Below are 22,864 nucleotides of genomic sequence, written 5' to 3' on the forward strand. Positions count from 1 at the left end.
GAGACCGCCCCCATGTCGATGAACAGCTTTGGCCATCTTTTCCGCGTCACCACCTGGGGTGAAAGCCACGGTCCCGCGCTGGGCGCCACCGTCGATGGTTGCCCGCCGAACGTGCCGCTGGAGCCGGAGATGCTGCAACAGTGGCTGGACAAGCGCCGCCCCGGTCAGAACAAGAACATGACCCAGCGCAATGAACCGGATGCGGTGAAGATCCTGTCGGGTGTCTTTGAAGGAAAATCCACAGGCACGCCGATCCAGCTGATGATCGAGAACACCGACCAGCGCTCCAAGGATTACGGCGATATCGCCCAGACCTTCCGCCCCGGTCATGCCGACATCACCTATTACCAGAAATACGGCAACCGCGATTATCGCGGCGGCGGACGGTCCTCGGCGCGGGAAACGGCGGCGCGGGTTGCAGCGGGCGGTGTCGCCCGCGAGGCGATCAAGGCGTTGGCGCCGGGGCTGGAGATCAAGGGCTATATGGTCGCCATGGGCGAGATGGGCATCGACCGGGAACGGTTCGATTGGGACGCCATCGATCAGAATGATTTCTGGATCCCCGATGCGGGCGCTGTGAAAGACTGGGAAGACTACCTGCAGGCGCTGCGCAAGGCGCATGATTCCGTCGGCGCGGTGATCGAGGTGGTGGCCCGTGGCGTGCCCGCCGGGATCGGCGCGCCGGTCTATGGCAAGCTGGACACCGATCTGGCGGCGGCGATGATGTCGATCAACGCGGTCAAGGGGGTGGAGATCGGTGAAGGCATGAATGCCGCGCGTCTTAAAGGCTCGGAAAACGCCGATGAGATCTTCATGGGCAACGATGGTCAGCCGGTCTATTCCAGCAACCACGCAGGCGGCATCCTGGGCGGGATTTCCACCGGCCAAGATGTTGTCGTGCGGTTCGCGGTAAAGCCGACCTCGTCGATCCTGACGCCGCGCCAGTCGATCCGCAAGGATGGCAGCCCAGCCGAGGTGATCACCAAGGGCCGCCATGACCCCTGTGTTGGTATCCGCGCGGTGCCGGTGGCCGAGGCGATGATGGCCTGCGTGATCCTAGATCACCTGATGCTGCACCGGGGACAGATCGGCGAGAACCAGGGGAAGATCGGCTAGGGGCCACAGAGCCATGGGCGCGATCCTGTCGATCACCTTTCCGATCTATGCGGCGCTGGGCCTTGGCTACGGGATCGTCTGGAAAGGCTGGTTCACCCCAGAGGATATGCGCAGGTTCGGGGCCTATGTGCTGAACATCGCCCTGCCGGCGCTGATCTTTTCCGCCGTGGCAGCGCGCAACCCGGCCGAAGTGTTCCAGCCCGGATATGTGCTGGCCTATGGTCTGGGCGGGGTCGCCACCATCGCGGTTTCCTTCGTGCTGTTCACCCTGCGCGGCGTGGATCCGCGCCGCCGGGCGTTGGGCGTGATGGGATCGACCTGTCCCAACAACGGCTTTGTCGGCTATCCGATCATGCTTCTGACCTTTCCGGATCTGGCTGGGGTGATCCTGGCGCTGAACCTGCTGGTCGAGAACCTGATCCTGATCCCCACGTGCCTGCTCTTGATGGAACTGGCGGGCAGCACGCCGGGCCAGCCTCTGCTACCGAAACTGCGCGGTATCCTGTGGAACATGGCGAAGATGCCGATGCTGATCGCACTGGCGCTGGGGCTTGTGGTTTCGGCTGCTGGCCTGACGCTGCCGGGGCCGTTCCTGCGTTTTGTAGATATGCTGGCGGCCTCGGCCGGGGCGCTGTCGCTGGTGGTGATCGGTGGATCTCTGGTGGGGCTGCCGATGCACGGCAACCGAAGTCTTGCGGCGCAGATCGCGGCGAGCAAGCTGCTCTTGCACCCGGCGCTGGTGGCTGGCGCGGCGGCGGTACTGCTATGGGCGGGTCTGGTGACGCTGCCGGAAGAGTTGCACAGCGCGGTGATCCTGTCGGCGGCGATGCCGATGTTCGGGATCTATACGGTGCTGGCCCAGCGGCAGGGGTTGGAGGGCGCGGCGAGTCTGGCCATGCTGACCGCCACGAGCCTCGCCTTTGTGACGCTGACCGTTCTGTTGTGGCTGCTGGTCTGATCTAAGTCTTTGGGGCAGGCGGAATGCTCCCGCGCCCGCAGGGGGCCGACTGCGCCAGCACCCTTTGTGTGGCATTGGGCCGGGCGCTGTCCTTTGGACAGCGCAAGTGTAATTGCTGAGAGGTCCATTGAGGGGCAGATCTGCCCTCAACGGACCTACACAAGGATCATACCCTCTGGCGCTGCCTCAAGGGTGAACCGCGCTATCGCGCGGCCGCAGTGCGGCCCTTGACCCATCACCAGAGAGCGGGGGCAGAAGGGCCGCTCAGGAGGTGGGGATCGCGTAGCTGTTCACCGGGCGGGAGACATTGTGCAGTTCGACCTCGCCCAGCGGAATGGCATTGGAGGGGTCTTTCAGTACATCGGCGCTGACCACGATCTGGTGACCTTGCGTCTTGCCATATTCACCCAGGCGGGCGGCGACGTTGGCGGCGCGTCCGATGACGGTGAAATCGAGCCGTTCCTGCGAGCCGACGTTGCCATAGGTGACCGAGCCATAGGCGAGGCCGGTGGCGCATTGCAGGGCCGCCAGCCCGGTGTCGCGCGCCAGCTCGGGCAGTGCATCGACGATGGCGCGGGCCGAGGCCAGTGCCTGGCTGCGGGCGCGGTAGCTTTTCTGCGGGTCGGCGGGGAAGACCGCCAGCACAGCGTCGCCGATGAATTTCAGCACCTCGCCGCCGTTGTCATGCACGATTGTAGAGGCGGTTTCAAAAAAGCCGTTCAGCAGCTGGATATAGGTATCGCGGCCCAGGTCCTCTTCGAGCCGGGTGGAATTGCGCAGATCGCAGAACATGATGGCGGCGTCGATCTCATCCCCGTCGCCGCGGCGGATTTCACCGCCCAGGACCCGCGCGCCGGAGCGTTTGCCGACATAGGTTTCCAGCAGCGATTGCGCGTTTTCGCGCTGCATGAAGACCTCGTAGTAGCGGGCGATCACGGCGCTGCATTCAAATATCAGGCCCAGATTGGCGGTGGTGAACCCGTCGGGGTGATCGCTGGCCACGGTCATCACGTTGATGCGCCCGTCCGAGAACGGCAGCGGCATGGCGACGTAATCGGTGGCGCCTTCGCTGCGCAGGTCCTGAAGGATCGGGAAGGCATCGTCGGGCAGATCGCGGTGCAGCCGGTGGCGCACACCGCCAAGCCCCTGCGAGACGTGGCGCAGGGGGCTGTTCTGATACTGCGGTTTGCTGAGGAGGTCATAGCTGGGTGCGGTGACGATGATCTCGGGGGAGCGGCGTTTCCAGACGTAATTCTTGCCCGCGATCATCGGGTGCAGGGACCAGGCCAGCACCGACAGCCGGGCCAGTTGCACGCCCTGTTCGCGCAGTTTTTCCGCCAGCGCCTCGGTAAAGCTTTCGGGAGTGTTCAGCATTGCCGCTTCGCGCAGCAGCCAGTCGATCAGCGGGCCGGAGATATTGCCGGAATCAGGCGGGGTGAGCGTGTTCTCCCCCAGATCCAGCTGTGTTTCATCATCCTGCACGAAACCCACATGGCCGGTGATCCCGGCAGCCTCCGGCAGGGTGTTCTCGTAGATCCAGACCGCATTGTCGACGCGCTCGTCCTCAAGCTTCAGATCGTGATAGCAGGCGGTGCCTTTGAACGGGCAGAAGGTTTGCAGCGCCACCCGTTCTGACAGGGGCACCAGCACATCGTCACGCGGGAAATAGACGGTGGGCGGCAGGCGGGTTTCATACATCACCTTTGCCGCGCTGCTTTCGGCGAGAAGGACACCGTTGCGGAATACCCGCACCGGACCGCTGAGCGGTTCGACCAGAATGCCGTATCCCCGGGCGGGGGGCTTAACGTGCACATTCATCCGGGCTGTCCTTTTTAAAAACCGATCTGTGGAGTTGGTCCTATATGGGGCGGGCTCTGCCGGGTTTCCAGATGCGAAACCGGCAGATGCCGCACAGGTGATGTGCAGGTTGCGCACGATGTCGGTGCTCTGTCGCGCATTATACCATGCGGATGACATCCTTGCTAATGGCGAGCACATAGCCGCGTTTGGCGATGTTCTTGACCAGAAGCTCGCTGATCATCTGGTTGCCAAGGGTATCGCGCAGGCGTTTGATCCGGGTGGCGCCGGCGGCCTCGTCACAATCGCTGCTGTGACGGCCGGAAATCACCGCTTCAATTTCAGCGCCCGACAGGACATCATCATCCATCCGCGCTTCGGCCAGGGCCGCGAGGGTCTCCATCGCTGCCGGGGTCAGGCGGAAGCCCATGCTGTTGAGGTAGACGGTGTTTTCCTCGCGGCTGATCAGCAGCTCGTTGACCTGAATGCCGGCGCGTTCGATCTGCGCCATGCGCCGGTTCAGGAGCAGCAGCATGGTCAGCACCACCAGCGCCGCCAGCATCATCGCAGCGGCAAAGACCAGCAGCACAAAGATCACCATGCGGTAGCTGGCCAGCGTATCGGCAAAGGCGGTGCCGGACTGGGCGAGAATCTCCAGCAGCTTGATCTCGGCCTGGGTTGTCAGATCGTTTTCCACAAAGACCCGTTCGACACGGGCGTCAAAGGCGTTGGCATCGGGCAGGGTCAGCAGAAGCCAGGTCCCGGCAATCGCCAGCAGCGCCACGATGGCGACGATACCAAACGCGACCACCCGCCCACCCGCGGCGCGCATTTCAGAAACGGAGGTAATAGGAGCCCGCATTGGCCTTCCTTTGTTGCAGGCCTTCGGGCCCAAAGACCGACAGCACGTTCAAGAGGGTCCATCCGGCAGGCGCCAGACGGGCCGTGATTTCCTTGCGGGCCGGGCCCTTCTTGCAGGGGCCGGACAGCTGGATGACGCCATAATGCAGTTTCAGCGGGTTGTCCTGCTTGGCCTTGTAATCGGCATAGCAATCGGCGGCCTGCGCCTGCGGTGCGCCCGCAGTCAGGGCCAGAGCCAGGAGGGGGATCAGGAGCATGTGTTTCATGACGCAACCCTGCGCCCGATCGCGCCGATATTCAATAACAGCAGCGTCTTGGCGGGGCTGATATCCGATATCAGGGGGGCGTTATTGCCTGTCCGACGGCAGCAAAGCCAGGGTTGGATCACCGGCTTCTGGCCACGATGAAACATTCAACGACATGCCGCCCTGCGCCCCTGATGAAAGGCTTTGATATGACCTACTCCGCTTCCACCCGCCGCTGCCCACAGGGCAAATCCCACCGCAAGTTCATTGCGTTGATTCTGTCGCTGTCGCTGGCCATTACCGGTATCTCCGCCGCGCCTGCCCGTGCCGACGAAGACGTGGCAAAGGTGCTGGCAGGAGTGGCTCTGCTTGGCATTCTGGGCGCGGCGATCAATGATGCGCGGCACCAGGACCGTTACACTGCACCGGTGACCACGCCGCCGCATGGCCATGGGTATCCTCAGCACGGCGCACACCCCCACCACGGTCGTCCGCATCACGGGTCGCGCCCGCTGCCGCCCCGGGTTGCGCGTTATGACCTTCCTGCGCAATGCGTGCGCTATTTCCCCCGCTACAGCCGCAGCCATACCTTGGTCGGGGAGAACTGCCTGAAGCGCCAATACCGGTACGAATCGGCGCTGCCGCAGGTCTGCCGGGTGACCTTCTGGAACGGGCACAAGCATCGCAGCGGTTACAAGCCGACCTGCCTGCAGAACCGAGGTTACTGGTTGGTGCGCCGGTGACGGGCAGGGCTGTGATATTTCCGCAACAGTGAGAGGCGATTTCAGAGGGGCATTGCCCCTCTTTTTCCTTTGGCCGGGCGTGACGGGATTGCAATACCGCGCTGGTTTGGGTCTCTCGGATCCATGGACAAGCCAGATTACAGCCTTGAAGACGCCGCCCGCGCCCGCGGGTCCCTGATCATCGCCGGAGTGGATGAGGTGGGCCGGGGGCCATTGGCCGGACCGGTCACGGCAGCAGCCGTCATACTGACCCCTGAATGCATTCCCGAGGGGCTGAATGATTCCAAGAAACTGAGCCCGAAAAAACGCCAGGCGGTGGAGCAGGCGATCTTTGACAATGGGGTGGTTGCGATTGCCCATGCCACCGTTGAAGAGATTGATTCCCTTAATATTCTCCGCGCCTCGCATCTGGCGATGGAACGCGCCGTGGCAGCTCTGAACCCGCAGCCGGATTACCTGCTGATCGACGGGAACATGATCCCCAACGGGCTGCAGATTCCGGCCGAAGCAGTGGTCAAGGGAGACGGCAAATCACTGTCGATCGCGGCGGCCTCGATCGTGGCCAAAGAGGCGCGGGATCGGATCATGGTGGATTTAGCGCAACAGTTTCCGGGATATGGATGGGAGAAAAACGCAGGCTACCCGTCGAAACAGCACCGCACGGCGCTGGAGGAATTGGGCGTCACCCCACATCATCGGAGATCCTTCAAGCCGGTCCACAAGATATTGTATCAAGAGTGAACCGTAGACTGCTGTTCTAAAAAACAAATTGACCTCGAATCCCGGATGACTCATCCTGTGGATAACCAAAATGAGCGCAAAAATGCGCCGTGGTTATTGAGGCAGAGCAAATGAACAAAACCATGACGAAGGGCGCCGCGGCGCTCCCTCTAAACGCGATTCTTGGTGGCAATTGCATCGAGGTCATGGCCGGACTCCCGGCAAATTCCGTCGATCTGATCTTCGCGGACCCCCCTTATAACCTGCAGCTGAAGGGCCAGCTTCATCGCCCCGACAACAGCAAGGTCGATGCTGTCGATGATCACTGGGATCAGTTCGACAGCTTCAAGGTCTATGACGATTTCACCCGCGCCTGGCTGCGCGAGGCGCGCCGGATCCTGAAGCCGAACGGCTCGATCTGGGTGATTGGCTCGTACCACAACATCTTCCGGGTCGGATCGGCGCTGCAGGACGAGGGCTACTGGATCCTGAATGATGTGATCTGGCGCAAGTCCAACCCGATGCCGAACTTCCGTGGCAAGCGCTATACCAACGCCCACGAGACGATGATCTGGGCGTCGAAGTCGGAAGGCGCAAAATACACCTTCAACTACGAAGCGCTGAAGGCCCTCAACGAAGGCATCCAGATGCGCAGCGACTGGGTGCTGCCGATCTGCACCGGGCATGAGCGTCTGAAGAACGAGAATGGCGACAAGGCGCATCCGACGCAAAAGCCGGAATCGCTGCTGCACCGCATCTTGGTCGGCTCGACCAACCCGGGCGACGTGGTGCTTGATCCCTTCTTTGGTACTGGTACCACCGGTGCCGTGGCCAAGATGCTGGGCCGCGAGTTCATCGGGATTGAACAGGAAGAGGCCTACCGCGAGGTGGCAGCAAAACGCATCAAGGCAGTGCGCAAGTTCGACCGTGAAGCCCTGCAGGTTTCGGCCAGCAAACGCGCGGAACCGCGTGTTCCCTTTGGCCAGCTGGTCGAACGCGGTATGCTGCGCCCCGGCGAAGAGCTGTTCTCGATGAACCAGCGCCACAAGGCCAAGGTGCGCGCCGATGGCACGCTGGTCGGCGGCGAGGTCAAAGGTTCGATCCATCAGGTCGGCGCCGCGCTGGAGGGCGCACCGTCCTGCAACGGCTGGACCTATTGGTGCTTCCGCCGCGATGGCAAAACCGTTCCGATTGATGTTCTGCGTCAGCAGATCCGCGCGGAAATGCAGGCCTGATCTAACCGAGAAAACCAAACAACACCGCTGGTGCCTGTGCCCCGACCTTTGGTCAGGGGCGCGGGCACCTCACCTTGCCCCGCCGATCTGGCGGGGCTTTTTTGGTTCTACCTGCGGGATAGGGGGTGCGTCCCGCCGGGGTGATGCCTATGGTCGGATCGGGAACGAAGGAACGGACGATGGCGGATACGGCTCTGGGTGCGGCGCAGCAGATGCGCGCCGCTGAGACGGTCAATGCGGCGGATCCCGTGGGGGACAGCCAATACGCAGCGGCGGCGCTGGAGGCGCACAAGCGCGAGGGTCTGGAACTCGCGGTGCGGGCGCGCTGGATTGCGATGGCTGTCATCTCGGTCTTTCTGGTTGCCGTCAGCCCGACCTGGGATGTGCTTTATTACCATGGCATTCTGCTGCTGCTGTGCCTCAACGGCTGGCTGATTCAGCGCTATGGACAGGTGGGGCGTTCCCGGGTCGAACTGTTGCTGATCTTCATGGACCTCTTGATCATGACGGTGGGCATGGTGGCGCCGAATCCCTTCAGCCCCAGTGATCTGCCGCTGGCGATGCAGTACAGGATCGACAACTTCCTCTATTTCTTTGTGATCCTGGCGGGCGGGACACTGGCGTTTTCCTGGCGTACGGTGATCGCGATCGGGGTCTGGACCTCTGCGATGTGGGCCGCTGGACTGGGCCTGGCGTGGTGGTTTGCGGACCCCTTTCCAGAACTGACCGCCGCCACGCAGGCCGCTTTTGGTCCCGGCACCGAATTGGCGTCGATGATGGATCCGAACAGTTTCAACATTCCCCTGCGTGTTCAGGAGATCTTTGTCTTTCTTCTGGTGGCGGTGACGCTGGGGATTTCCGCGCGCCGGTTCAGTCGGTTGCTGATGGACAACGCGGGGCTTGAACGCGAACGGGCCAACCTATCGCGTTATTTCTCGCCCAATGTGGTGGACCAGCTGTCGCAGAACGACGATCCGTTGAAGCAGGTGCGCAGCCAGGATGTGGGCGTGTTGTTCATCGACATCGTCGGCTTTACCCGGATGAGCGCGGGGCAAGATCCCCACCGGGTGATCGAGTTGCTGCGGGCCTTTCATGCCCGGATGGAGCGCGAGGTTTTCCGTCATCGGGGGACGCTCGACAAATATCTGGGTGATGGGCTGATGGCGACCTTTGGTACCCCGATGGCTGGACCGCAGGATGCCACCGATACGCTGGCCTGTGCCATTGCGATGCAAGAGGCGCTGGCGGATTGGAACCGCGACCGGCGCCGCCGGGGAGAGCCGGAGATCTGCGCCGGTATCGGCATTCACTATGGCGAGACCGTGTTGGGGGATATCGGTGCAAACCGGCTGGAGTATGCGGTGATCGGGACTGCGGTCAACGTGGCGGCACGGCTCGAAGAAATGACCCGCAGACTGCAGGCGCAGATCGTGATGAGTGATGATTTACGCGGGCAGGTCATGGCCGAGGGGCAGGCGCCGGAGCTTTTGAATGAGTTCACCTGTCACGATGGGCAGGATATCCGCGGTCTGGATCAGTCCATGCGCGTCTGGAGCGTAACCGCGACCTGTGGCTGACTCGGTCAAGCTACGCCAGCAGAGAAGAGCGTTTCAGGGCATTTTCGAACCGTTTAATGCGGACCCTTGGCGTAAGGCGGGGTGCATGCGGTATGCTGCTCTCTTTTTTAGATTTCAATAATCGAATTTATGGTGAATTAAAATCATTTCACCACAAAGGTTTAGGTCGGTATTCTTGTAACTTTCACGCACGTCTTTAACTAGTCATCAAATGCTGCAAGGCAGAAAGATCACAAGTTTAACAAGGGTACGGGCGTCACATGTCATCCACAGATCATCAGAGTTTTTTCCAGTGGTTTTCTCTTGATACCGATAGCAAGGATCTGATCGCCCAGACCGAAAAACTGCTCGTGCCGCACCTCGGCCGGGTGCTGGAGCGGTTTTATGATCGCGTGCTGGAACGCGAGGAAACCCGCCGTTTCTTTGCCGATGACAAGGTGGTTGCCCACGCCAAAGCGGCCCAGAAGGCGCATTGGCAGCGGCTGTTCTCGGGGCGGTTCGACCAGGAGTATTTTGATTCCGCTGCTCGGGTCGGCAGGGTTCACTACGAGTTGCGCCTGCCTTTCATTCAGTATCTCGGCGGCTATTCCTCGGCCGGGGCCGATATGATGGATATCCTGGTGCGCAAGCGGATGACCAGCCGGGCGGTGCTGTCAAAACAGGTCCAACTGGTGAACCGGTTGATGATGGCCGATTGCGAGCGGGTGATCGCCTCCTATTTCGAGGCGCAGCATGCCGAACACAGCAAGGCACTGGACGTGCTGACCACCGGTATTTTCGAGCTGGAGAAGGGCAACCTGACCAGGCCGATCCGACAAGAAGACGGGATTCCGGCGCGGTTCGACGGGATCCGAGAATCTTACAACAATCTGCTTGGCCGCTGGTCTGGGATCATTTCCGATGCCACAACACGCGCCAATTCGGTTGCCGACAAAATCAGCTCAACCTCGGAGCTAACACGGGAAATGGCAGAGCGCGCTGAACAGCAGGCGGCCACCCTGGAAGAGGCCGTCGCCGCCGTCAGCCATGTCTCCGCTGGCACCACCGAGGCCACCCATATGGTCGAGAAGGCCAGTCGACACTCGGACTTGAACCGTAAGGATGCCGAAGAAGGCGGTCTTGTGGTGGAGAGGGCCATCGAAGCGATGGAACGTATCGAAACGTCTTCGTCGAAAATCGCCAAAATCGTAGATGTGATCGAGGATATCAGTTTTCAGACCAACCTTCTGGCGCTGAACGCCGGGGTCGAGGCGGCCCGGGCCGGAGAGGCCGGGCGCGGATTTGCCGTGGTCGCCTCCGAGGTGCGCTCGCTTGCGGCGCGGGCGTCGGATTCCGCGAACGAGATCAAGGCCCTGATTGCCGAAAGCTCGATCCACGTCAACGATGGCAGCGATCTGGTTCGCGCCACGGGGCAAAGCCTGTCCGGCATTCGTCAAGGCGTGATCGACGTCTCGCAGCTGATGTCGGAAATCTCCGGGGTAATCTCTCGTCAATCGCTCAGCCTGCAGGAAATCGACAGCAGCATGAGCGATCTGGGCCAGACCACGCTGGATAACGCCACCCGGGCGGGTGCGGTTTATGAAACCACATCGAAGCTTGCCGAGGATTCGGGCCGACTGAAGACCAGCATGGATGGGTTCAGTACCCTTGGGCTTCATGCGGTGGGTGGAGCCGAGGGCCGGATGGACCAGGAGTTCGAAGCCTACCTAGCCAATTCAGTAGACGGCACCGAAGCCAACGCCGCCTGAAAACCGGGGGCGCGGGCACGACCTATCCGCCGCTGACACTGGTCGGTGGCGGTGCCTGGTCTGACATGTTGCCAACGCGAAACGGCAGAACATGGGCAACCGAATACGGCGCCTTTCCAGTTCTGTGACCCGGACCCCAAACCTGATCTTCCAATAGTTGATCACTGGCGACCCCGGCAGGATTCGAACCTGCAACCTGCCCCTTAGGAGGGGGCTGCTCTATCCAGTTGAGCCACGGGGCCGCGCGTTTCAGGCGATAGCAAATCACATCTGCCATCACAATGCTATGTGGCTGCGTGGTCGTATTTTTCAGATCCGGCAGGTCGGCGTGGTTGCCATTGTGTTGTCATCGCCGTCTGCGCTAACATCGCTCAGGAAACAATCAAAGAGGTCCACGCCCGTGACCACCGACAACAAGCGCCCGCTCACCCTTCGTGATGTCTCGGAAGCCACAGGTGTTTCGGAAATGACCGTCAGCCGGGTGCTGCGCAACCGCGGGGACGTGTCGGAAAAGACCCGTACCAAAGTTCTGACCGCGGCCAAGGAACTGGGCTATGTGCCCAACAAGATCGCCGGTGCGCTGGCGTCGAAACGGGTCAATCTGGTGGCGGTGATCATTCCTTCGTTGTCGAACATGGTTTTTCCCGAGGTGTTGACCGGGGTGAACAAGGTGCTGGAAAACACCGAGCTGCAGCCAGTCGTCGGGGTAACAGACTATCAGCCGGAAAAAGAGGAAAAGGTCCTTTACGAGATGCTGTCCTGGCGGCCCTCGGGGGTGATCATCGCCGGGCTTGAACATACCGAGGCGGCGCGCGCGATGCTCAATGCCTCGGGCATTCCGGTGGTCGAGATCATGGACACCGATGGCAAGCCGGTGGATGCCATGGTCGGGATTTCCCACCGCCGTGCGGGCAGCGAAATGGCCAAGGCGATCATCAAAGCCGGCTACCGTCACATCGGCTTCATGGGCACCAAGATGCCGCTGGACCACCGCGCCCGCAAACGCTTCGAAGGGTTCACCGAGGCGCTGGCCAAGGAAGGCGTCGAGATCGAAGATCGCGCCTTCTATTCCGGCGGCTCGGCGCTGGCCAAGGGGCGCGAGATGACGGCAGAAATGCTGGAACGCTCTCCGGATCTGGATTTCCTCTATTACTCCAATGACATGATCGGGGCTGGTGGGCTGCTGTATCTGCTGGAGCAGGGCATCGACGTGCCAGGGCAGATCGGCCTTGCGGGTTTCAACGGCGTTGAACTGTTGCAGGGTCTGCCGCGCAAGCTGGCCACCATGGATGCCTGCCGTCAGGAAATCGGGCGCAAGGCGGCGGAGATCATTGCCGCGCAGCTGGAAGATCCCGACGCCGAGATCGAACGCCACGTGACCCTGACCCCGACCATCGCCTATGGCGATACGCTGAAACGGCGCTGATGGCGCGGGCACGGCTGGGCAACCGGGCGGCGCGGCGGCTGTTTCTGGACCGGCACGCGCTGCTGGAGGCGCCGAGCGGCCCATCAAAGGGCGCTGACCTGCTGGATCTGATTTCGCGGCTCGGGTTTGTGCAGCTCGACAGTATCAACACGGTTGCGCGCGCGCATGATGTGATCCTCTATTCCCGCAGGCCCAGTTATCGCCCCGCCCATCTGAAACGCCTGTACGAGGCCGACCGGGGACTGTTCGAACACTGGACCCACGATGCCGCCGTGATCCCGATGGATTTTTATCCCCATTGGCATCTTAGGTTTCAGCGCGATGCCGATCTGCTGCGCAGCCGCTGGCGCAACTGGCGGCGGGACGGGTTCGAGGCGCAGTTTGCCACCGTGCTGGAACATATCCGCGATCACGGGGCGATCAGCTCATCGGATATCGGCAAGGACGAGAAGAAGGGATCGGGCGGCTGGTGGGACTGGCATCCCTCCAAGACCGCGCTGGAATACCTCTGGCGGTCCGGCGCGCTGACGGTGGTCGGGCGCGAGGGGTTTCAGAAACGCTATGACCTGACCGAGCGGGTGATCGACGAACACCTGCACCCGGACGCCGCGCCTGTGGATGTGGCGGCGACGGTCGACTGGCTGTGCAATGGCGCGATGGATCGGTTGGGTTTTGCCACCTCGGGCGAACTCGCGGCCTTCTGGGATACTGCCTCGGCCACTGAGGCAAAGGAATGGGCAGCGGCGCAGCTGCAATCTGGCGCCCTTGAGGAGGTCGAGATCGAACAGGCCGATGGTGGCTGGCGCCGGGTGCTGGCGCGCCCGGGCATCGTGGAACAGGCCGAGGCGTTGGGTCCGGCGCCGGGGCGGATGCGGGTGCTGAGCCCCTTTGACCCGGCCCTGCGCGATCGCAAGCGGGTCGAACGCCTGTTCGGCTTTCACTATCGGATCGAGGTCTTCACCCCCGCACCCAAGCGCAAATTCGGTTACTACGTCTTCCCGCTGATGGAGCGGGAGCGTCTGGTGGGGCGGATCGACATGAAAGCGGATCGCGGCGCGGGGCAGCTGAATGTTACCGCCGTCTGGCCCGAGCGCGGGGTCAGCTGGTCAGCGCCGCGTATCGGCAGGCTGGAGGCGGAACTGGACAGGGTGGCGCGCTTCGCCGGGCTGCAAATCGTTGCCTTCGCCGATGATTGGTTGCGCGACCCGATATGAGACAAGCTTGCGGATGCAATCCGGATCAGCCGGTAAAGCCGCGCTCCTGGACCATGGTGATCAGGCTGGCCAGAGACTGATCCACGGTCTGATCCGAGGTGTCCAGTTGCGCCAGCGACCTGCCATACAGGGCCTCGCGGCTGGTCAGGATCGAGCGGAGCTGTTCCATCGCCTCGGGGTTGCCCGCCATCGGGCGTTCATCGCCCTGCGCCCGCACCCGCGCCATATGTTCATCGGGCCGGGCCTTGATCCAGATGGTGTGAAAATGCGCCAGAACGTTGGTGTAGGTCTCCGGTTCGGCGACGATGCCGCCCGCGACGGCCAGGATCAGGCTGTCATGGGTTGCGATGATGCGGTTGATCGCCTGCGCCTCCAGTTGGCGGTAGCCTTCCTGGCCGTAAAGCGCCATCAGTTCGGACACCGGCATGCCGGACTGGCTTTCGATTTCGCTGTTGAGCTCGACAAAGGGAATGCCCAGCTCCTTGCCCGCCATGCTGCCAAGGGTCGATTTGCCTGCACCGCGCAGACCCACCAGACAGACGCGCCCGGCGCGCTGGGTTTCCGGCGTCTGCGGCGCCAAGAGGTCCAGAACCGCCTGCTGGGTGCTGCTGGTGGCGCCGCGATAAAGATCCGCCACCCGCACCGCGTCCGAGGTCCAGGGATCCTCTTCGCCGATCAGCCATTCGATGCGGTGATCCAGCGCCACGGCCACCCGTTGCAACAGCCCGATGGAGATATTACCCTCTCCGGCCTCCAGCTGCGCCAGATAGCGCGGCGACACACCCGAACGGTCCGATAGAACCCGGCGCGGAATACCCTTGCGCTCGCGTGCCTTGCGGACCCGTTCCCCCACGCGCGCAATCAGGGCGGGAACGACCTGGTCGATCTCGCTTTTGCCCTGCGCGGGCCGGGTTTCGCCCCGGAAATTGGTGATCTCACTCATGCGGCGCCGATATATGAAACATAATACACAAACTTAAGGCGCTGCCGCATCCGGTTCAAATGAAAACCGGTACGGGCGCGGCTGCGGAGTGCATTATCTTGCGGGACCCCACGTCAGTGGGGCGCGGGAGCGGGGAATGGGAACCTAGGCCGGGCGCAACCGGGGTTCGACCACGGCGCGGTAATCCGGGGGTGCCGCCTTGGCGGTGAAATTGGTCGGATCGATAAAGACGCAGGTAAAGGTGCCTTCGAAACACAAAACACCGTCCTGCCGTGCATCTACCCGGAAGGTGATCGATTTGGTGCCGAGCTTGCAGGGCCAGACCTCGCACATCAGCCGGTGGCGTGGGGTCACCGGCGACCGGAAATCGATGTTCATGTTCACGAAGGGGGTGCCGGTGCCGCGGTCCAGTTCCATCTGGAACCAGCCATCGCCATCCAGGTTATGTTCCCACCAGGCATCGATCGCCTCCAGCGCAAAGGCGGGCAGGCGGCCGGTATAGGCGATCTTGGCCGGATCGCAGTCGCCCCAACCGACGCGGATTTCGTGCACGAAGTTCTCCGTCCCGGCGTCCTGTCCGGCGGGGGCGATCTGGTCTGTCATCTGGGTTTTGTCCTGCGGCTCAATAGGTTTCGACGTGGTAACGTCCGTCGGTGCGCATCTTATCGCGCAGTTCGGCCCAGTTCAAACCATGGGAGCGGGCAATATCACGCAAGGCTTCTTCGACGCCTTGTTCCATTGCTTTCAGCCCGCAGATATAGATATGGCCCGCCGGGTTCTGCATCAGCGCGGCAACCCGGTCGGATTCCTCGCGCAGCCGGTCCTGCACGTATTGCTTGGGCGCGTCCTCCTGCCGGGAAAAGGCAAAGAGCTTGGTCATGAACGTATCGGGGATCTTTTTTAGCGGGCCGAAGTAGGGCAGCTCACCCGGGCGGCGGGCGCCAAAGATCAGGGTCATCTTGCCGGTCTCATGCGGTGCCTCACGCAGGCGGCGCATGGTGAAGGCGCGGAAGGGGGCCGAGCCGGTGCCGGTGCAGATCATCATGATGTCAGCAGCCGGATCCGAGGGCAGCAGGAAGGTGGCGCCGAAGGGCCCTGTCACCTGTACCTCGTCGCCCGCAGCAAGGTCGCAGACATAGTTGGAGCACAGGCCCTGTTCCTCGCGTTTCACGGTCAGCGAGATGTTGTGGTATCCGGGGCGTTCGCCGTCGCGCGGGCTGGACACGGAATAAAGCCGCGGCAGATGCGCTTTGCCTTCGGCGTCGGTGCCGGGGGGGATGATACCGATGCTTTGGCCTTCGAGAACCGGAAAGGGCAGGCCCGCCGGATCCAGGATGATGTGGCGCACATCGCTGTCGCTGTCCTTGTCGGTCAGCCGGTAATTGCCCTGCACCTTGACCCGGGCCGGTTTGCCGGGGGTGTACATGTTGATCACCGGCTTGCTGGCGCTCGCGGGGGCGGTCGCCTTGCCGCCCGCGCCGGCATGGGCATCGGCCAGCAGCGCAGCAACGGCATCGTCCATCGCCTCGACATCGCCTTCGGCAGCGTCGCCGCCGGAAATCTCTTCCTGCTCGGGCAGTTCCATCCATTCGAACTGCTCATCCACCGAATAGGGGGTGTTCACCACCCGCCATTCGTCGATTGAACCGGTCGGGCAGACCGGGATGCAATCCATGCAGAAATTGCATTTCTCCGCGTCGACCACGACGTTCATGTCGTCATGCTCGATCGCCTCTTCGGGGCAGGTCATTTCGCAGGTGTAGCAGCGGATGCAGATCTCGGGATCGATCAGATGCTGTTTCAGCGGCGCGGTGGGGGCGTTTGTCATTCAGCTTCTCGGCGCTTTTTTGAGGATCGCATCGGGCACGGTCAGCGCATCGATCAGCTCGCGACACATGCCGACACAGTCGGAACAGCCCACACAGGGGCCTTTGAGGCCATTGATCTGAACCGACACACGGTTGGCATTGGGCGTTTCAGCTTGGCTGCGGGTGATGTCCATCTGGGGATCCTCCGGTCTGGCTGTTGAATTCCGGCGCCTGCCGGTCAGTGTGACAGGCGCCGGCAAAGAGAGGGTTAAACCCTGCTTATGCCATGTGCAGTTTCACGTATTCGAAATCGCCCGGCTTGTTGTCGATGCCGACCTTGGGCGGCGAAATCCAGCTGGCGTATTTGCCCGGCTCGTAGACCGGTTTCATCAGCGACTGGATAAAGGCGCCATCTTCCTTGTTGGGCAGCCAGTCCTTGACCTTGGCGTCCCACTGCTCTTGCGAGATGATGTTGCCTTCGGGGTCGCAGCGCACTGCGGAGAATACGCCGATCTGGCGGTGGAAGCCTTCGTGCGGCAGCTTCATCTCGAATTCGATGCCGTGCTTTTCGATGATCTTGTTCCAGCGGCCCACGCCACCTGCGGCGTCTTTGACGTAGTCGTCGCGCAGACGCATGTTGATCGCGGTCAGGGCGGGGACCTCTTCGGCGACGATCTGACCATCCTTGACGGTGCGTACCACGTAGGTGTCGTTGGTCAGCTTGTGGTCGTCTTTCAGGCGCATTTCCATGTAACGCCCCTTAATGCCCGAGTTGAAGGCATTGGCGGCGTTGGTGGAGACTTCCTGACCAAAGAGATCAAGTGACAGCGTGTAGTGCAGGTTCAGCTTTTTCTGGATGGTGGGCAGGTCAATGACACCCAGATCGCGGATCTTGTTGATGTCATAGGGGTCGGTGATCCCGGCCTTGTTCATCGCTTCGCAGGTGGCCTGAATGGTCCGGCCCACACCGGTTTCGCCCACGAACATGTGGTGCGCCTCTTCGGTCAGCATGAAGCGGCAGGTGCGCGACAGCGGGTCAAAGCCCGATTGTGCCAGCGATTCCAGCTGCATCTTGCCGTCGCGGTCGGTGAAATAAGTGAACATGAAGAAGGACAACCAGTCCGGTGTTTCCTCGTTAAAGGCACCCAGCATCCGCGGCGCCTCTTCGGAGCCGGAGGAGCGGATCAGCAGCTCGTTCGCTTCTTCGCGGCCATCGCGGCCAAAGTATTTCTGCAGCAGGTAGACCATCGCCCAGAGATGGCGGCCTTCCTCGACGTTGACCTGGAACAGGTTGCGCATGTCATAGAGCGACGGCGCGGTGAGGCCGAGGAACCGCTGCTGCTCGACCGAGCCCGGCTCGGTATCGCCCTGAATGACGATCAGGCGCTTCAGCATGTTGCGGTATTCGCCCGGAACCTCCTGCCAAGCAGGTTCGCCATAGTGTTCGCCCATCGGGATGGTGCGGCCTTCGACCTGCGGCGCCAGCAGCACGCCCCAGCGGTATTCCGGCATCTTCACGTAGTCGAATTTGGCCCAGCCTTTGGGGTCGACCGAAACCGCGGTGCGCAGGTAGACCATCGATTCCTGAAAGTTCTGCGGGATCAGGTCGTTCCACCAGTTGATGTAACCGGGGTGCCATTTTTCCAGCGCCTTCAGCACCTTCTTGTCGCTGGACAGGCCAACGTTGTTGGGAATCTGGGTGTCATAGCTGACATTGATGAGATCAAGCATATCGTTCCTCCGTCACGCGGCGCCGCCTTGGGCTACCGCTGTATTTCCTGGTTACACGCGTTCCATGTTGTATTCGCCGCGCTGGCCGGTGCCGTAGCGCTGCAGGGCGCCATCGCTGCCCACCGCGTTGGGGCGCTGGAAGATCCAGTTCTGCCAGGCGGTCAGGCGGCCAAAGATACGGGTTTCCATCGTCTCGGGCCCGGCAAAGCGCAGGTTGGCCTCCATGCCGGTCATCGCATCGGGGCTGAAGCTGGCGCGTTCCTCAAGGAAGATGCGCACCTCGTCCTCCCAGTCGATATCGTCAAAGGCATAGGTCACAAGGCCCAGCTCTTCGGCCTGATCGGCCTCCAGCGGCTCACCGATATGATCGCGCAGCGCCTCGACCGACTCGGGGGTGCCGAGGAACCGGGTCTGAAGCCGCGTCAGGTCGTTGCCCATCGGATAGGTGCCAAAGTTCCCTTCGCTGAGGGTGATGGCGGCCAGCGGGCGATTGTCGCCTTCGAATTCCTCCAGCATCATGTAGGAGCGGTCGACGGCCCACAGCAGCTCCGCCAGCGGCCCGGCAAAGCAGGAGCCGTGTTCGACCACGGCCACCAGCGAGCGCGAGGTCATGTCGACGCGTTTCAGCAGGCGCTTCCAGTACATCAGGATTTCATTGGCCAGCCAGTGATCGCGGTTGTTCAGCAGCAGCGCTTCATGCGCCAGCAGTTTTTCGGCGTCGCCTTGGGTCTGGAACACCACGGTGCCGACTTCGCGTTCATTGAGGCGCAGATGCAGGATGGCATCGTCCAGCTCGCGCGCCAGACGCAGCAGGTAGGTCTGATCGCCTTCGGCCTGCAGCGCAGCGGTATCTGCCGGGGCATCGCCATCGGGGCCTTTCAGGGTCACGGTGGCACGGCCGCCTTTGCGGTCGATTTCGACCTCGACCAGCGTATAGGTGATCGAATCCTCGCCAAAGCTGCGGGTGATCGGGCCCAGGGTGATGCCGGTCAGCCCGTCTGCCTTACTGCTTGCAGCAGCAAATTCCTGGGCGCGTTCGGCAACGGTGTCGGCGAATTTCGAATTCGGCACCACCTCATCCACTAGACGCCAGTCGACGGCGCGCTGGCCTTTGACGCCTTCTTCGACCGAGCAGAAGATATCGGCCAGATCGCGGCGCACCTTGCGTTTGTCGGTGACGCGGGTCAGCCCGCCGGTGCCGGGCAGAACCGCCAGCAGCGGCACTTCGGGCAGGGCGACAGAGGAGGCGCTGTCATTGGTCAGCATGATGTAGTTGCAGGCGAGGGCCAGTTCATAGCCACCACCGGCGCAGGCGCCCTGAACGGCGGCAATGTACTTCTGACCCGAGTCCGCCTCGGCGGCCTCGTAGGTGTTGCGGGTCTCGTTGGTGAATTTACAGAAGTTCACCTTGTGGGCGTGGCTGGCGCCGCCCAGCATGCGGATATTGGCGCCGGCGCAGAATACCTTGTCCTTGCCCGAGCGCATGATCACCACCTTGACCTCGGGGTGTTCGAACCGCATCCGCTGCACGATGTCAGAGAGTTCGATGTCGACGCCCAGATCGTAGGAATTGAGCTTCAGCTGGTAGCCGTCGAACAGGCCGCCGTCTTCGTCCACATCCATGTAGAGGTTTGCGATGGGGCCATCATACTCCACCCGCCAGTGGCGATACTTCGAAGGGTCGGTTTGAAAATCGATTGCCTGGGGCATGTCGCGCTCCTGAGTTCTGTTGTGAGTAACCTACCGCAGCTTTGCAGGCTGGCAAAGGAAAAGATGCATAATAGTGCCTTATTTCGGCAGAATAATGCAGAATATTGCGGTGTGGTTGCGGAGTATCCGCTTTGATAATGCATTATAATGCACTTTTTGTGGTGTTCTCGGTCTGGCGGCGAAGGTCTAGCAGCTGCGTCCGAATCTGATCCTCCTGCAGGTCTGCGGTGATCCACAGCGCCCCTGGCAGGTCGGTCATCTGCGCGTCGGCGATATCGCAGAGCCGCTGCACCGCGCGCGGGCGCTGCATCTTCTGCTTCAGCGCTGCATTCGCGAGCTGGATCATCCCCTGCACTAGTCGTCGTTCGGCCGAGGGATCAGGCAGGGCCATCCAGACCGCTTCCCAGACCTCATGTGCTTCCCAGAAATAACCGGTCCGGAAATACTGACATCCGGCGCGCCACGCGTCTGACGCGAAAACAGCCCCAAGGGGCTGTTCCGGTCTTGCTGTCTCGCAGATCGCATCGAAGGTGCCTTCCAGATGTCGGGGCGTCTGGCCCGGGATATGGGCGTGCGGCGGATCCGGAAAGCGGGCCATGTCAGGCGGTTTCGACCTCGGCGGCCTCGATCCGGGCCAGACGGCTGGTGAATTCGGCGACCGCGTCGATGACCTTTTGTGGCTGGTCCTGTTGTGGGCTGTGGCGACAATCCTCCAGCACCAGCATATCGCAGGGGCAATAGGTGCGTTCCTCGATCACCTCGACCTGGGCGAGGGTGCCGTATTGGTCCTCGCGGCCCTGAATGGCCAGAACCGGCACCCGCAGATAGTCGATCACATCTGCTACGTCCCAGTCACGGAAGCCTTCGTCGAGCCAGACATCGTTCCATCCGCGGAAGGCGCCTTCGGGGTCCTTGTGGTATTTCGCCAGCTTTTCCTTCAGATCGCCGCTGTCATAGGCCTCTTTCGCCTTGGCGATTTCCGCAAGGCCGCCCGGTTCGGTGAAGAAATGCGGGGCCATCAGAATCAGCCCGCGCACCCGGTGGTCCAGCACGCTGCCGCCGTAGATCGCCGCGATAGTGGCGCCGTCGCTGTGGCCCATCAACACGCCATGCTCCAGACCGATGGTATCCAGCAGCACGGGCAGCACGTCCTTTGCCTCGCGGGTCATGAAATCGAGCGGCCGGGGCAGGGTCACGGGATCGGATTGGCCATAGCCCTGACGAGAATAGACAAAGACGCCCCAGCCGGTGGCCGCAGCCAGTTTTTCGGGAAAATCGCGCCACAGCGCCACGCAGCCTAGCCCTTCGTGCAGCAGCACAAGGGTTGGCGCCTGATCGGGCGCAGGCCCATGGCAGGCATATTCCAGATTGGCACCGCCTGCCGTGACCGTGCCACTTCCACCCCATTCAAACGCCATCATGCATCCTCCCGCAATTTGAAGCGCTGGATCTTGCCGGTTGCCGTCTTGGGCAGGTCGTCGGCATAGACGATCCAGCGCGGATATTTCCACTTGCCGACCTTTTCCTTCACAAACGCCTTGAGATCGGCGGTCAGGGCGTCGTTCCCGGTCCCGTCCTTCAGCACGATATGGGCCTTGGGTTTTTCCAGACCCTCCTCGTCGCGGGCGGGCACAACGGCAGCTTCCAGCACGGCGGGATGGGCGACCAGCGCTTGTTCCAGCTCAAACGGAGACAGCCAGATTCCGGAGACCTTGAACATATCATCGGTACGGCCACAGTAGATGAAACGGCCATCCGCGCCGCGTTCGTATTTGTCGCCGGTGCGGGTCCATTCGCCTTCGAAAGTGCTGCGGCTCTTGCCGCGTTGGTTCCAGTATCCTTCGGCGGCCGAGGCACCGCGCACCAGAAGTTCGCCGATGCCCCCCGCGGGCACTTCTTCGTCGTTCTCGTCCACCAGCCGCAGTTCGTACCCCGGCACCGCCACGCCGGAGGTGCCATAGACCACATCGCCCGGCGCATTCGACAGGAAGATATGCAGCATCTCGGTCGACCCGACACCATCGAGGATTTCGACGCCCCAGATGTCTTCCCATTTGCGGCCGACCTCTTCGGGTAGGGCTTCACCTGCAGAAATGCAGCGGCGCAGGGGCGCGTCAGGTTTCTCGGCGGTTTCCAGCGCCGCAACCGTGGCCGCATAAAGCGTCGGCACACCGCAATAGAGGGTTGGCTTTTCTGAATCGAGGATCGACAGCACCGAGTCCGGTGTCGGACGGCCATCGAACAGGATGGTGGTGGCGCCCGCCGACAGCGGGAAGGTCATGCCATTGCCCAGCCCATAGGCGAAGAACAGTTTTGCCGCCGAGAAGATTACATCGTCCTCGGCCACCTGAAGCACCTGCGCGCCATAGGTGTCGGCGGTGGCAGCCAGCGCCCCATGCACATGGCGCACGCCCTTGGGTTGCCCGGTGGAGCCAGAGGAATAAAGCCAGAAGGCGGTTTCATCAGGGCAGCAGGCCACGGCCTCCATCGGCTCTGCCCCGGCGAGGAAATCCTCGAAACTGTCGCAGCCTTCCGGTGTCTCGCCGCCGATCACCACGACGCGCTGTAGATCCGGGCAGGCGGCGACGGCGGGTTCCACCACTGGCCACAAGGCGGCGCTGACAAACAGGATGGTGGCGCGGCTGTCTTTCAGGATGACCTCGTAAACCGAGGTGGACAGCAGGGTGTTGAGCGGCACCGGCACGACACCGGCCTTGAGCGCGCCCCAGAAAATCTGCGGGAATTCGATCTGATCCAGCACCAGCATGGCGGCGCGGGATTCGCGGGCTATGCCCGCCCGGCGCAGGGCGCCTGCCATCCGGTCCGAGCTTTCGGCCAGATCGCCATAGGTAAGCTGCCGCTGCGCGCCGGCGGCCTCCCGGAAGGCCACCTTGTCCGGGCGCTCGCTCCGGTGGCGATCCACAAAATATCCTGCCGCATTGCCGCTGGGTGTCATCCTCGCTCCTCCCTGATGTGCCGCGGAAGGCGCGGGGCGCTCCGGCGGCCTGCGCGGCCCTCCCCGGCGGCGCAGT

Annotated in this window: 21 protein-coding genes and 1 tRNA gene; 9 read left to right on the forward strand and 13 right to left on the reverse strand. The window is 62.1% G+C overall.

Annotated elements, in window-relative coordinates; all coding sequences use genetic code 11:
• The first annotated feature begins 12 nt into the window (after positions 1-12).
• Positions 13-1,116, forward strand: coding sequence for a chorismate synthase (aroC, locus tag SM763_RS09250; RefSeq protein ID WP_065271905.1), 1,104 nt, complete (start codon positions 13-15; stop codon positions 1,114-1,116).
• Positions 1,117-1,129: 13 nt separating this feature from the next.
• Positions 1,130-2,074, forward strand: coding sequence for an AEC family transporter (locus tag SM763_RS09255; protein WP_274833120.1), 945 nt, complete (start codon positions 1,130-1,132; stop codon positions 2,072-2,074).
• Positions 2,075-2,338: 264 nt separating this feature from the next.
• Here SM763_RS09255 and SM763_RS09260 read toward each other — a convergent pair whose 3' ends face one another.
• From SM763_RS09260 to SM763_RS09270, 3 genes are all read right to left on the reverse strand, one after another.
• Complete coding sequence (locus SM763_RS09260) at positions 2,339-3,892, reverse strand: DUF427 domain-containing protein (protein WP_368998314.1); 1,554 nt, start codon at positions 3,890-3,892, stop codon at positions 2,339-2,341.
• A 139-nt stretch (positions 3,893-4,031) separates the two neighbouring features.
• A complete protein-coding gene (locus SM763_RS09265) occupies positions 4,032-4,733 on the reverse strand; it encodes a winged helix-turn-helix domain-containing protein (protein WP_368998315.1) in 702 nt (233 codons plus the stop codon).
• On the reverse strand, positions 4,705-4,998 hold the full coding sequence (locus SM763_RS09270) for a hypothetical protein (protein ID WP_274833117.1): 294 nt from the start codon (positions 4,996-4,998) through the stop codon (positions 4,705-4,707). Before SM763_RS09270 ends, SM763_RS09265 begins: the two co-directional genes overlap by 29 nt.
• A gap of 188 nt (positions 4,999-5,186) precedes the next feature.
• Here SM763_RS09270 and SM763_RS09275 point away from each other — a divergent pair, with 188 nt between their 5' ends.
• From SM763_RS09275 to SM763_RS09295, 5 genes are all read left to right on the forward strand, one after another.
• A complete protein-coding gene (locus SM763_RS09275) occupies positions 5,187-5,720 on the forward strand; it encodes a hypothetical protein (RefSeq protein WP_368998316.1) in 534 nt (177 codons plus the stop codon).
• Between the two features lie 123 nt (positions 5,721-5,843).
• Complete coding sequence (gene rnhB, locus SM763_RS09280; protein WP_368998317.1) at positions 5,844-6,461, forward strand: ribonuclease HII; 618 nt, start codon at positions 5,844-5,846, stop codon at positions 6,459-6,461.
• Positions 6,462-6,571: 110 nt separating this feature from the next.
• The gene (locus tag SM763_RS09285; RefSeq protein ID WP_065271899.1) at positions 6,572-7,675 is read left to right on the forward strand and encodes a site-specific DNA-methyltransferase; all 1,104 of its coding nucleotides are present in this window, start codon (positions 6,572-6,574) and stop codon (positions 7,673-7,675) included.
• A 179-nt stretch (positions 7,676-7,854) separates the two neighbouring features.
• A complete protein-coding gene (locus SM763_RS09290) occupies positions 7,855-9,252 on the forward strand; it encodes an adenylate/guanylate cyclase domain-containing protein (protein ID WP_490363274.1) in 1,398 nt (465 codons plus the stop codon).
• A 260-nt stretch (positions 9,253-9,512) separates the two neighbouring features.
• Positions 9,513-11,000 carry a globin-coupled sensor protein gene (locus SM763_RS09295; RefSeq protein WP_065271897.1) on the forward strand — a complete coding sequence of 496 codons (1,488 nt, stop codon included), beginning with the start codon at positions 9,513-9,515 and terminating at the stop codon, positions 10,998-11,000.
• Positions 11,001-11,165: 165 nt separating this feature from the next.
• Here SM763_RS09295 and SM763_RS09300 read toward each other — a convergent pair.
• A tRNA-Arg gene (locus SM763_RS09300) sits at positions 11,166-11,242 on the reverse strand.
• Between the two features lie 158 nt (positions 11,243-11,400).
• Here SM763_RS09300 and SM763_RS09305 point away from each other — a divergent pair.
• Positions 11,401-12,426, forward strand: a complete 1,026-nt coding sequence (locus SM763_RS09305; RefSeq protein WP_368998318.1) for a LacI family DNA-binding transcriptional regulator — start codon at positions 11,401-11,403, stop codon at positions 12,424-12,426.
• On the forward strand, positions 12,426-13,640 hold the full coding sequence (locus tag SM763_RS09310) for a winged helix-turn-helix domain-containing protein (RefSeq protein WP_368998319.1): 1,215 nt from the start codon (positions 12,426-12,428) through the stop codon (positions 13,638-13,640). The genes SM763_RS09305 and SM763_RS09310 overlap by 1 nt, the downstream gene beginning before the upstream one ends.
• Positions 13,641-13,665: 25 nt before the next feature.
• Here the strand turns inward: SM763_RS09310 and SM763_RS09315 are convergent, their stop codons facing one another.
• The 9 genes from SM763_RS09315 to SM763_RS09355 all read right to left on the reverse strand — a co-directional run bounded on the left by SM763_RS09315 (position 13,666) and on the right by SM763_RS09355 (position 22,788).
• Positions 13,666-14,583, reverse strand: coding sequence for a helix-turn-helix transcriptional regulator (locus SM763_RS09315; RefSeq protein WP_368998320.1), 918 nt, complete (start codon positions 14,581-14,583; stop codon positions 13,666-13,668).
• Between the two features lie 144 nt (positions 14,584-14,727).
• Complete coding sequence (locus tag SM763_RS09320) at positions 14,728-15,186, reverse strand: acyl-CoA thioesterase (RefSeq protein ID WP_065271893.1); 459 nt, start codon at positions 15,184-15,186, stop codon at positions 14,728-14,730.
• 19 nt (positions 15,187-15,205) lie between these two features.
• Complete coding sequence (boxA, locus tag SM763_RS09325; protein ID WP_274829911.1) at positions 15,206-16,411, reverse strand: benzoyl-CoA 2,3-epoxidase subunit BoxA; 1,206 nt, start codon at positions 16,409-16,411, stop codon at positions 15,206-15,208.
• Positions 16,412-16,585 carry a hypothetical protein gene (locus tag SM763_RS09330; RefSeq protein WP_165832684.1) on the reverse strand — a complete coding sequence of 58 codons (174 nt, stop codon included), beginning with the start codon at positions 16,583-16,585 and terminating at the stop codon, positions 16,412-16,414. It lies immediately after the preceding gene.
• An 85-nt stretch (positions 16,586-16,670) separates the two neighbouring features.
• Complete coding sequence (gene boxB, locus SM763_RS09335; protein WP_065271891.1) at positions 16,671-18,122, reverse strand: benzoyl-CoA 2,3-epoxidase subunit BoxB; 1,452 nt, start codon at positions 18,120-18,122, stop codon at positions 16,671-16,673.
• A gap of 51 nt (positions 18,123-18,173) precedes the next feature.
• The gene (gene boxC / locus SM763_RS09340) at positions 18,174-19,832 is read right to left on the reverse strand and encodes a 2,3-epoxybenzoyl-CoA dihydrolase (protein WP_274833113.1); all 1,659 of its coding nucleotides are present in this window, start codon (positions 19,830-19,832) and stop codon (positions 18,174-18,176) included.
• A gap of 142 nt (positions 19,833-19,974) precedes the next feature.
• Complete coding sequence (locus SM763_RS09345; protein WP_368998321.1) at positions 19,975-20,430, reverse strand: DUF309 domain-containing protein; 456 nt, start codon at positions 20,428-20,430, stop codon at positions 19,975-19,977.
• Between the two features lies 1 nt (position 20,431).
• Positions 20,432-21,253 carry an alpha/beta fold hydrolase gene (locus SM763_RS09350; protein ID WP_368998322.1) on the reverse strand — a complete coding sequence of 274 codons (822 nt, stop codon included), beginning with the start codon at positions 21,251-21,253 and terminating at the stop codon, positions 20,432-20,434.
• The gene (locus tag SM763_RS09355) at positions 21,250-22,788 is read right to left on the reverse strand and encodes a benzoate-CoA ligase family protein (RefSeq protein WP_368998323.1); all 1,539 of its coding nucleotides are present in this window, start codon (positions 22,786-22,788) and stop codon (positions 21,250-21,252) included. Before SM763_RS09355 ends, SM763_RS09350 begins: the two co-directional genes overlap by 4 nt.
• Positions 22,789-22,864: the final 76 nt, after the last annotated feature.

The organism is Pseudophaeobacter sp. C1-32P7, from assembly GCF_041008775.1.
In the GTDB taxonomy this organism is placed as follows: domain Bacteria; phylum Pseudomonadota; class Alphaproteobacteria; order Rhodobacterales; family Rhodobacteraceae; genus Phycobacter; species Phycobacter gallaeciensis_A.

Excerpts from the sequence above, each read along its gene's own strand:
- SM763_RS09255 (WP_274833120.1), top strand. The coding sequence starts at position 1,130 with ATGGGCGCGATCCTGTCGATCACCTTTCCGATCTATGCGGCGCTGGGC.
- SM763_RS09290 (WP_490363274.1), top strand. The coding sequence starts at position 7,855 with ATGGCGGATACGGCTCTGGGTGCGGCGCAGCAGATGCGCGCCGCTGAG.
- boxB (WP_065271891.1), bottom strand. The coding sequence starts at position 18,122 with ATGCTTGATCTCATCAATGTCAGCTATGACACCCAGATTCCCAACAAC.
- SM763_RS09285 (WP_065271899.1), top strand. The coding sequence starts at position 6,572 with ATGAACAAAACCATGACGAAGGGCGCCGCGGCGCTCCCTCTAAACGCG.
- rnhB (WP_368998317.1), top strand. The coding sequence starts at position 5,844 with ATGGACAAGCCAGATTACAGCCTTGAAGACGCCGCCCGCGCCCGCGGG.
- SM763_RS09355 (WP_368998323.1), bottom strand. The coding sequence starts at position 22,788 with ATGACACCCAGCGGCAATGCGGCAGGATATTTTGTGGATCGCCACCGG.
- SM763_RS09270 (WP_274833117.1), bottom strand. The coding sequence starts at position 4,998 with ATGAAACACATGCTCCTGATCCCCCTCCTGGCTCTGGCCCTGACTGCG.
- SM763_RS09350 (WP_368998322.1), bottom strand. The coding sequence starts at position 21,253 with ATGATGGCGTTTGAATGGGGTGGAAGTGGCACGGTCACGGCAGGCGGT.
- SM763_RS09330 (WP_165832684.1), bottom strand. The coding sequence starts at position 16,585 with ATGGACATCACCCGCAGCCAAGCTGAAACGCCCAATGCCAACCGTGTG.
- aroC (WP_065271905.1), top strand. The coding sequence starts at position 13 with ATGTCGATGAACAGCTTTGGCCATCTTTTCCGCGTCACCACCTGGGGT.
- SM763_RS09260 (WP_368998314.1), bottom strand. The coding sequence starts at position 3,892 with ATGAATGTGCACGTTAAGCCCCCCGCCCGGGGATACGGCATTCTGGTC.
- SM763_RS09275 (WP_368998316.1), top strand. The coding sequence starts at position 5,187 with ATGACCTACTCCGCTTCCACCCGCCGCTGCCCACAGGGCAAATCCCAC.
- SM763_RS09345 (WP_368998321.1), bottom strand. The coding sequence starts at position 20,430 with ATGGCCCGCTTTCCGGATCCGCCGCACGCCCATATCCCGGGCCAGACG.
- SM763_RS09320 (WP_065271893.1), bottom strand. The coding sequence starts at position 15,186 with ATGACAGACCAGATCGCCCCCGCCGGACAGGACGCCGGGACGGAGAAC.
- SM763_RS09310 (WP_368998319.1), top strand. The coding sequence starts at position 12,426 with ATGGCGCGGGCACGGCTGGGCAACCGGGCGGCGCGGCGGCTGTTTCTG.
- boxC (WP_274833113.1), bottom strand. The coding sequence starts at position 19,832 with ATGCCCCAGGCAATCGATTTTCAAACCGACCCTTCGAAGTATCGCCAC.
- SM763_RS09315 (WP_368998320.1), bottom strand. The coding sequence starts at position 14,583 with ATGAGTGAGATCACCAATTTCCGGGGCGAAACCCGGCCCGCGCAGGGC.
- SM763_RS09295 (WP_065271897.1), top strand. The coding sequence starts at position 9,513 with ATGTCATCCACAGATCATCAGAGTTTTTTCCAGTGGTTTTCTCTTGAT.
- boxA (WP_274829911.1), bottom strand. The coding sequence starts at position 16,411 with ATGACAAACGCCCCCACCGCGCCGCTGAAACAGCATCTGATCGATCCC.
- SM763_RS09265 (WP_368998315.1), bottom strand. The coding sequence starts at position 4,733 with ATGCGGGCTCCTATTACCTCCGTTTCTGAAATGCGCGCCGCGGGTGGG.